Genomic DNA, 1,168 nt, shown 5'->3' with positions numbered 1-1,168 from the left:
CAATGCCTTTATCACTGGTTTGCATTCTTCATCCCCGTCAGGCGTTCCCATAAGTACGTCAGTGCCACGGAGCCCATAGCTCGACTGACACCTACCGCCTTTTGAAATTGTGTTTGGTTCACGTCGTGCTCTCTCCCGTAATACGAGCAATATTGCCGCCCGCACGCCAGACGGCCACGCAGACAACAACGTTAATGAGGATTTCGCCGTAATCGACCTGCACATAATCGCCGTGCCAGATGCGAAAAGCCGTGTATGCAGGAGCCAGAATCAGCCCATAGGCCAGAAACTCCATTACCCGGCGGCGCCGCATACTGCGCTTACGGAAAAACATCAGGCGGAACGAAATCATGATGCAGGCCAGTGCATTAAGGTGAAGCAACAGCCATGGAAAGTTCAGCAACAGCCACGTCATTCTTCCCCCTTCACGCCGGGCAGATTGCCTGTTTTTGAGCGGGCAAGAATGCGCAGCAGAATTGTCACGGAAACCGTTGAAGCCGCCAGTGCACCAATCGCGGGCGATACCTGGATGGTGACTGGCGGGCTAAGCTGATTCAGTCCGGCGTTGATAAGGGCGGCGATAATCTCTGAAGCAGTACCGGCGCAGTAAATGCCACCGATAAAGGAAATGAGCGCAAAAAGAATCTGCTTCCAGATTTTATGGTCCTCTGAACTGAGGATATACAGCGCCGCTCCTGCGAGGGAGCAGACCATCACTGCTGGCGTAGCCTCTGGAAAAAGCGTGGCGAAAGTGATTCCGGTTGTACCAGCAGCCACGCCCGCCGTTACCGTTGCAGTTATTGGTTCTGCGGACATTTAGCCCCCTCTTATTGCTGTGGATCCTCTCAGAAAAATTGAGGGGAAATAAAAAAGGCCACCGGATGGCAGCCTTAGAAATGAAAAAGCCCCACCAAAGCGAGGCTGTTTGAATTAGAGGCACCTCATCCAACAAACCACCCGAGGTTAATTGGATTTTGACGAGATGCTTTTGGATGAGCGCTGAAACCAAAGGCCAGTATTTTCACACAGCAATTTTGCGAAAAGCAGCGCCCATTCAAAACTGGGTCGCTTTTCAGTCACTCCGGGAAACCCATCATCGCAGACCGAAAAGCTTTAACTGGAGCGGGCAGCGGGAATCGAACCCGCATCATCAGCTTGGAAGGCTGAG

General features: G+C 52.5%; 2 protein-coding genes and 1 pseudogene. All 3 read right to left on the bottom strand.

Going from position 1 to position 1,168, the window contains the following annotated elements; all coding sequences use genetic code 11:
* Nucleotides 1-11: 11 nt before the first annotated feature.
* A pseudogene (locus ADJ24_RS24160) lies at nt 12-92 on the bottom strand (holin); the annotation flags it as partial.
* 26 nt (nt 93-118) lie between these two features.
* Nucleotides 119-415, bottom strand: a complete 297-nt coding sequence (locus ADJ24_RS10680) for a phage holin family protein (protein WP_047625964.1) — start codon at nt 413-415, stop codon at nt 119-121.
* On the bottom strand, nt 412-816 hold the full coding sequence (locus ADJ24_RS10675; RefSeq protein WP_048702434.1) for a putative holin: 405 nt from the start codon (nt 814-816) through the stop codon (nt 412-414). Before ADJ24_RS10675 ends, ADJ24_RS10680 begins: the two co-directional genes overlap by 4 nt.
* Nucleotides 817-1,168 lie beyond the last annotated feature (352 nt).

This window comes from Enterobacter sp. 940_PEND, from assembly GCF_001059415.1.
Lineage (GTDB): Bacteria > Pseudomonadota > Gammaproteobacteria > Enterobacterales > Enterobacteriaceae > Enterobacter > Enterobacter cloacae_M.
Note: the sequence above shows the minus strand (reverse complement) of the source record. Positions and strands in the feature narration are given on the sequence as shown.